This window comes from Candidatus Aquarickettsia rohweri (assembly GCF_003953955.1).
GTDB lineage: Bacteria > Pseudomonadota > Alphaproteobacteria > Rickettsiales > Midichloriaceae > Aquirickettsia > Aquirickettsia rohweri.
The window spans coordinates 1-7,453 of sequence record NZ_RXFM01000069.1 but is presented as its reverse complement, the minus strand read 5'-3'; the positions used below and the strand labels follow the sequence as shown (position 1 = coordinate 7,453).

Genomic DNA, 7,453 nt, shown 5'->3' with positions numbered 1-7,453 from the left:
GTATAAAACCATTTGCAGTTGGCAGAAAAAATTGGATGTTCTGTGCAACAACTAAGGGTGCTAAAGCTAGTGCAAATATTTATAGTATTATTGAAACTTGCAAAGTAAATAAGATTAATCCTTATGATTATTTAAAATATTTGCTGAATCATATTCATGATTATTCTGATCCAAAAGAGTTAGTAAATTTACTTCCATATAATATTGATAAAAAAATATCATCAAATTAAATTTTTTTTAGAATTATCAAAAAACTTAAGAAACCCAAAGAAAGGCGGATAATACTTGTCAAGATGGGGATATTTTAGCGTTTACATAGATGCTTCAGGTAAGGAAAAAAGATTTTATGATTATGAGTATCATTTAGAAACTTTAGTTAAAAATAATATTATTCCTGAAATGAGATCTAGAGGTTTTGATGTTTCATTTTTAAGTAGGAAAGATGCGCACGATAAAGGAATTTATAATGAAGTTTTGCAATTAAGAAGAAAATATAATGATGAAATGAAAATACTTCATGACCCTAAGTTTAATGAAAAAGATGCCTCTTCTGTCAATATAAATTTAGGAAAATATGCAACAGATGTTGGTAAAATCATTGATGCTGATGTCATAGCTATAGTTGATTTTTCTGGATATGCTAGGACTAGTGTATCTGTTGCCTTAAGCTTTGTTACGGGAATGGTAACTGGAGTTTATTCAGGTGGTCCTTCTGCTGCATCAAATATGCTAATTGGTATTATTGATGCAAAAAATGGTAAATTATTATGGTCTAATACTGCCTTAGAAGCTGATGGATTGTTCACTTCTAGCAGCAGCAATAAGGCTAAGCAAGACAAGATAGATAACAAAAATATTAATACACTTTTGAAAAAAGTACTTAATCCATTTTGTTATAAATGTGAAAAATAATAATATTTTGCTAATTCATTAAATAGATATTTTATATACAATTTGATATGGGTATTTGCTATTAATAACACAAATTCTAAATAAGGAATTAGAAATTTATGTTTAATATTATAATCATTAGCCACAATAGTGGAGTGTAAATCCAATTATATTGCCTAAGTTTTACAAATGTACTTCTGATTGCTGTGCTATAGTTGTAACCCTTTTTTGCAATGACTTATACTGCTAACCTAAACTGTACTTAAGTGTTGATATATTATTTTTATCAATATTTATTTAACCTTGAAAAATTGCCTGTTAACTTAATTTTATATTTACAATTTTTAAATATATGTATAAAAATATTTTATAATAAGAATGTAAAAGTAATATTTTAGAGGCTTAAATATTTTATGATTACAGATGGAATTATTGTTAAAAAGTATGCTTTAGCATTATTCAATAGTACAGAGCAGTTAAGTATTACAAATAATGTTTTTGCAGAACTTAATAATTTAAATTCTAAGACCAAGCAGAATAAATCGGTGCAAAAATTATTATTTAATAAATATGTTCCTAAAAAAGTTAAATCTGTTTTTTTTAATACTATACTCAATGAAATTAAAGTTTCTGATTTATTGAAGAATTTTATAGTGATTTTAATACAAAGGAAAAGATTATATCTTTTAAGTAAAATTGAAAAATGCTTAAAAGACATGATTGATAATCATAATGGTATAATCAAATTAAAAATAAAATTAGCAAACGAACTAGATCAAGATAGTGCTGATAAAATTAAAGAAAAATTATATAAATGTTTAGGATATAAGAAAATTAAATTTGATTTTATTTATGATAAAAGTATATTAGGTGGGATGCTTATTGAAAAAGGCTCACAAATGTTAGATTTATCTCTTTTAGCAAAGTTAAAAAAGATAGAATCAATAGTAAAAAAAATATAAACAAACATGCTAGGATAATATATGAAGGCTTCAGAAATAGTTAGTGTTTTAAAAGATGAGATTTCAAATTTAGATAAAAAAATTGATTTTGAAGAAGTTGGACAAGTTGTTAAAGTTTTTGATGGAATAGCAATTGCTTTTGGATTAGATAATGTTGAGTTTAATGAGATTGTAAAATTTAATAATGATATACAAGGTATAGTTTTTAATATTGAAGAGGATAACGTTGGTATAGTTATACTTGGAGATGATAAAGATATAAAGGAAGGTGAAATAGTAAAAAGGACTAAAGAATTTTTTAGAGTTCCAACAGGAAAAAATTTACTGGGTAGAGTAGTTGATGCTTTTGGGAATCCACTAGATAACAAAGGTGAGATAAAAGATGTAGTTTATAAAAAAGTTGATGTTAAAGCTCCTGGTATTATTGCTAGAAAATCAGTTCATGAGCCGGTACAAACAGGTATAAAAGCAATAGATAGCTTAATTCCAATTGGAAGGGGCCAGCGTGAGCTTATTATTGGAGATCGGCAAGTTGGTAAGACAGCTATAGCTATAGATACCATTTTAAACCAAAAAGAAATTAATAAGTCTGATAATGAAAGTGAAAAATTATATTGTATTTATGTAGCAGTTGGCCAAAAAAAATCTTCTATAGCTAAAATTGTTAAAAAACTAGAAGAAACTGGAGCTTTAGAATACTCTATAGTTGTCGTTGCTTCTGCATCAGACCCAACCCCATTGCAATTTTATGCTCCATATGTGGGATGTACAATGGGAGAGTTTTTTAGAGATAATGGCATGCATTCGCTTGTTATATATGATGATTTAAGTAAACATGCTATTGCATATCGTCAAATGTCGCTTTTATTAAGAAGGCCTCCTGGTAGAGAAGCATATCCAGGTGATATTTTTTATGTTCATTCAAGACTTTTAGAAAGAGCGGCTAAACTTTCTGATGACATGGGATCTGGATCTTTAACAGCATTGCCAATAATAGAAACGCAAGCAGGAGATGTTTCTGCATATATACCTACAAATGTAATATCAATTACTGATGGTCAAATTTTTCTTGAGACAGAGTTGTTTTATAAGGGAATTAAACCAGCTATTAATGTAGGGCTTTCAGTAAGTCGAATAGGTTCCTCTGCGCAGATCAATGCAATGAAAAAAGTTGCTGGTACAATGAAGCTTGATTTGGCTCAATATAGAGAGATGCAAGCTTTCTCTCAGTTTTCATCTGATCTAGATATTGCAACAAAAAGTTTGCTTGAAAGAGGAGATAAATTAACAGAGTTATTAAAGCAGTCATTATATGCTCCTATGCAAGTAGAGGAACAAGTTATTTCTATTTTTGCGGCTGTTAAAGGATTTTTAAAAGAAATTAAAGTAGATAATATAAGTGATTTTGAAAAAAAATTACTCTTTCAAATTAAAGAAGATAAAAGTGAATTATTAGATAAAATTAGAAAGGAGAAGAAATTTACTGAAGATATTAATAAAGAGCTTACAGAATATTTAAATAAATTTGTAGAGTTATATTCCTAAAAATGCCATCATTAAAGCACATAAAAAATAGAATAAAAGGAGTAACTTCCACAAAAAAAATTACTCAAGCTATGAAAATTGTTTCAGCATCGAGTTTAAAAAATGCTGAAGATAATATTATTAATTCAAGAGAGCATTTACATGTAATAGAGAAAATTTTAGTTAGTGCTTACTACAAAGATAAAGAACTATTTAATGATGTTATACAAAATTATAATAATGACTCAGTAACAGATACATTATTAGTTACATTTAGTTCTGATAAAGGGTTATGTGGTGCATTTAATTCTAGAGTAATTAACAAAGTTATATTAGAGATTAATAAAGGTATAAAAATATTATGTGTTGGTAATAAAATTTCTCAATACATGAGTGGGCATTTTGAAGAATATGTTGAACATTATATTCCTTTTTTTTGTACTAAAAGTAAGAAAGTTAATCTTAAACAATCAGTGAATCTTGTAAATAAAATTGAAAAATTATTTAATAATAGAAAATTTGGTAAATGTAAGGTTATTTATACTAGATTTAGCTCAGTAATGAATCATAATATTGAAGTAATAAATTTATTGCCTATTAATATTTGTGAAATAGAGAAAAAATTAAATATGATAAATTCATATAATCAAGTTTTTGAGTTTGATGGAGATTTAGGATCTATATTAGATAAATTGGTGAGTAAGTATTTAAATGCTGTAATTTTTAATATATATTGTCACAGTTTAGCTTGTGAGCATTCAGCAAGAATGCTTGCAATGGAGAATGCTACACAAAATTCAAAAAAAATGCTTAAGGATCTTAATTTACTTTATAATAGAAGTAGACAAGCGATAATCACAAAAGAATTAATAGAAATTATTTCTGGAGCAGAGGCAACGAAATGAATATAACAAATTTGCATGGTAATAAATATGAATAAAGGAAAAATATTACAAATTTTTGGTGCTGTAGTTGATATTAAATTTGATAATGATATGCCTGAAATTTTAAGTGCTTTAAAATATAAAGATAAAAATAGGGAAATAATTTTTGAAGTTATACAGCATATAGGAGAAGGTGTGGTTAGGGCTATTGCAATGGATTTGACCGATGGGTTAAAAAGAGGAGATGAAGTTAGTGATACTGGAAGTCCAATTACAGTACCTGTAGGTAGAGAAACACTAGGTAGGATAATGGATGTTATTGGCAATCCGATAGACGAAAAAGGTGAAATTGGGAGTGAAAATTTTGCACCAATTCATAATAAATCTCCTCAGTTAGAATCTTTATCAACAGAAACAGAAATTTTAGTTACAGGAATAAAGGTTATTGATCTATTAGCTCCATATGTAAAAGGTGGTAAAATAGGGTTGTTTGGTGGAGCTGGTGTTGGAAAAACAGTTCTTATAATGGAATTAATTAATAATATTGCTAAAGCTCATGGAGGTTATTCAGTTTTTGCAGGAGTAGGAGAAAGAACAAGAGAAGGTAATGATTTATATCATGAAATGATAGATTCAAAGGTTATAGATGAAAAAAATATTTCAAATTCTAAAGTGAGTTTAGTATATGGACAAATGAATGAGCCTCCTGGCGCTAGAGCGAGAGTTGCTCTTACAGGTCTTACAATTGCCGAATACTTTAGAGATCAAGAGCAGCAAGATGTATTATTTTTTGTAGATAATATTTTTAGATTTACCCAAGCTGGTGCTGAAGTTTCTGCTTTGTTGGGCAGAATACCTTCAGCTGTAGGGTATCAATCTACACTTGCAACAGAGATGGCAAATTTGCAAGAAAGAATTACTTCAACAAAAACTGGTTCAATTACGTCAGTACAGGCGATTTATGTTCCTGCAGATGATTTAACAGACCCTGCTCCAGCTACTTCATTTGCTCATTTAGATGCTACAACTGTTCTAAGTAGGCAAATTGCTGAGCAAGGTATATATCCTGCTATAGATCCTTTAGATAGTACATCGCAGGCTTTATCTGCTGATATTATAGGAGAAAAACACTATAAAGTTGCAAGAGAAGTGCAAAAGACATTACAAACTTATAAATCATTACAAGATATAATTGCAATTTTAGGTATGGATGAGCTTTCTGAAAGTGATAGATTAATTGTATCTAGAGCTAGAAAAATACAAAGATTTTTATCTCAACCGTTTCATGTTGCAGAAGTTTTTACCGGGTCACCTGGTAAATTTGTAGCTCTTCAAGATACTATAAAGGGTTTTAAAGATATAGTTGATGGAAAATATGATGATATTCCTGAAGCTGCATTCTATATGGTGGGAAGTATAGAAGAGGCGTTGGAAAAAGCAAAAAAATTAGTTTAATTTAATAGCTTATGAATAAGAAAAAAATAAGTTTAAAAATTATAACACCTGAAGGTATTGTAAATGATACTCAAGAATTTAAAATATCTCTGCATGCTGAATTAGGTGATTTTGAGTTACTTCCTGATCATGAAAATTATATTAGTTTACTAAAAGAAGGGGTTGTATCAATTTACAAGAATGGAAGTTTTATACCATATTTTATTATTTCAAAATCATTTTTGAGATTTGATAATAGTTTAAATGCTTGTGAAATTGTTAGTGATTATGCAATTGATATTTTAGAGGTAGAAAAATTAGAGAACGATCATATAAATGAAATAATCTCAAACTCTCAATATGAAGATGAGAAGTCTTTTTATAAATTTATTTCTCAATACTTATTGCAATAATATCAATATTTCATAAAATTAAAGGCAGATTAAGCAGTAATTTTGATTGACTTTTAAGTTATATGAAGTTAAAAATATGACTTTAACTTAAGATCATTAATGAATGTTAGCTGTAATAGAAACAGGTGGTAAACAATACCACGTTAAGCCTGGTGATGTCATTAAAGTAGATAGCTTAGATGGCAAGCTTGGTGATAAAGTGAATTTTACTAATATCGTTGCTTTATATAACAATGATAAAGGAAATGAGATAAAAATTGGAGAACCATTTGTAAAATCTGCAAATGTTAAAGCAGAAATTTTAAAACAAGGTAAAGATAAGAAAATTATTGTCTTCAAGAAGAAAAGACGTCAAAACTATAGAAGAAAAAAAGGTCATAGACAAAATATCACAATCTTAAGAGTAACTAATATAGAGGAAAAATAATATGGCAACGAAAAAAGCTGGTGGTAGTTCGAAGAATGGTAGAGATTCTCATAGTAAGAGGCTAGGAGTTAAAAAATTTGGTGGTGAATCAGTAATTCCAGGAAATATAATAGTTCGCCAACGTGGTACAAAGTTTTATCCAGGGAATAATGTAGGGATAGGTAGAGACCACACTATTTTTACTCTTATTGATGGTAAGGTTAATTTTTCATCTGGGAAAAAAAATAGAACATATATTTCAGTTATTTAAATTTATTAATGGGTTTGTAGCTCAGCTGGTTAGAGTGCACGCCTGATAAGCGTGAGGTCGGTGGTTCGAATCCACCCAGACCCACCATTAGATCAAATGTTTTTAAGATTAAAAATGAGTAGATATTTTAAAATTATAATTCCTATATTTATTTTGTTAGTAGCAATGTGTATAGGTGTGGTATGGTATGTTCACTATAAATTAATTACGAATTTTTTAGATAAAAAATCTGTAATATTTAGTGTTTTACCAATTGAATATACTTTTGATGATTATGAAATCATTAAAAATACTCCTTTTGATATATCTTTTAAGATTAATGGTTTGAAAGCAGGGCCGTTAAATAATTTAAATCCAAAGATTGTAGATAATTTTGGGGAGATGTGGATGATTGGTTACCAAACAAATTACTCTAATTTGCAAGTATCTAGTAATGTAAGCGCTAAAATAAGGGCATCTAGGCAAGAATAAAAATAAGTGGTAGAACAAAAGCCTAAAAAAATAGAGGCTAATGATGCTATTAGAAAAAAAGAAAAAAAGAATAAGTAATGAAAAATGGAAAGAGCTAGTAGAAGAATATAAAAAAAGTAATGTAAGTAAATATGAATTTTGTAAGCAAAAGAATGTGCCGAGAAGTACATTTTATAAATGGCACAGAATTCTTGTAG

Annotated in this window: 11 protein-coding genes and 1 tRNA gene; all 12 read left to right on the top strand. The window is 28.3% G+C overall.

Annotated features, from left to right (window positions below; all coding sequences use genetic code 11):
• Window positions 1–230, top strand: a 230-nt coding sequence (locus EIC27_RS08285) for a transposase domain-containing protein (protein ID WP_205702304.1), incomplete at its 5' end; no start/stop codon positions are given.
• A gap of 55 nt (window positions 231–285) precedes the next feature.
• Window positions 286–912 (top strand): hypothetical protein, encoded by a 627-nt coding sequence (locus tag EIC27_RS05010; RefSeq protein ID WP_126045016.1) that lies wholly within the window; start codon window positions 286–288, stop codon window positions 910–912.
• Between the two features lie 392 nt (window positions 913–1,304).
• Entirely contained in the window at window positions 1,305–1,853 is a 549-nt protein-coding gene (gene atpH / locus EIC27_RS05005) for an ATP synthase F1 subunit delta (RefSeq protein ID WP_126045015.1), read from the top strand.
• Between the two features lie 21 nt (window positions 1,854–1,874).
• Window positions 1,875–3,398 (top strand): F0F1 ATP synthase subunit alpha, encoded by a 1,524-nt coding sequence (atpA, locus tag EIC27_RS05000; RefSeq protein ID WP_126045014.1) that lies wholly within the window; start codon window positions 1,875–1,877, stop codon window positions 3,396–3,398.
• A 2-nt stretch (window positions 3,399–3,400) separates the two neighbouring features.
• The gene (gene atpG, locus EIC27_RS04995) at window positions 3,401–4,282 is read left to right on the top strand and encodes an ATP synthase F1 subunit gamma (RefSeq protein ID WP_126045013.1); all 882 of its coding nucleotides are present in this window, start codon (window positions 3,401–3,403) and stop codon (window positions 4,280–4,282) included.
• Window positions 4,283–4,303: 21 nt separating this feature from the next.
• On the top strand, window positions 4,304–5,716 hold the full coding sequence (atpD, locus tag EIC27_RS04990) for a F0F1 ATP synthase subunit beta (protein WP_205702343.1): 1,413 nt from the start codon (window positions 4,304–4,306) through the stop codon (window positions 5,714–5,716).
• Window positions 5,717–5,727: 11 nt separating this feature from the next.
• The gene (locus tag EIC27_RS04985) at window positions 5,728–6,108 is read left to right on the top strand and encodes a hypothetical protein (RefSeq protein WP_126045011.1); all 381 of its coding nucleotides are present in this window, start codon (window positions 5,728–5,730) and stop codon (window positions 6,106–6,108) included.
• Window positions 6,109–6,211: 103 nt separating this feature from the next.
• On the top strand, window positions 6,212–6,535 hold the full coding sequence (gene rplU, locus EIC27_RS04980) for a 50S ribosomal protein L21 (protein WP_126045010.1): 324 nt from the start codon (window positions 6,212–6,214) through the stop codon (window positions 6,533–6,535).
• A gap of 1 nt (window position 6,536) precedes the next feature.
• Window positions 6,537–6,785, top strand: coding sequence for a 50S ribosomal protein L27 (rpmA, locus tag EIC27_RS04975; protein ID WP_126045009.1), 249 nt, complete (start codon window positions 6,537–6,539; stop codon window positions 6,783–6,785).
• A gap of 10 nt (window positions 6,786–6,795) precedes the next feature.
• Window positions 6,796–6,872, top strand: a tRNA-Ile gene (locus tag EIC27_RS04970).
• Between the two features lie 27 nt (window positions 6,873–6,899).
• A complete protein-coding gene (locus EIC27_RS04965; protein WP_126045008.1) occupies window positions 6,900–7,256 on the top strand; it encodes a hypothetical protein in 357 nt (118 codons plus the stop codon).
• Window positions 7,257–7,296: 40 nt separating this feature from the next.
• The coding region (tnpA, locus tag EIC27_RS08280; RefSeq protein WP_410519448.1) for an IS66 family insertion sequence element accessory protein TnpA at window positions 7,297–7,453 on the top strand (157 nt) is incomplete at its 3' end.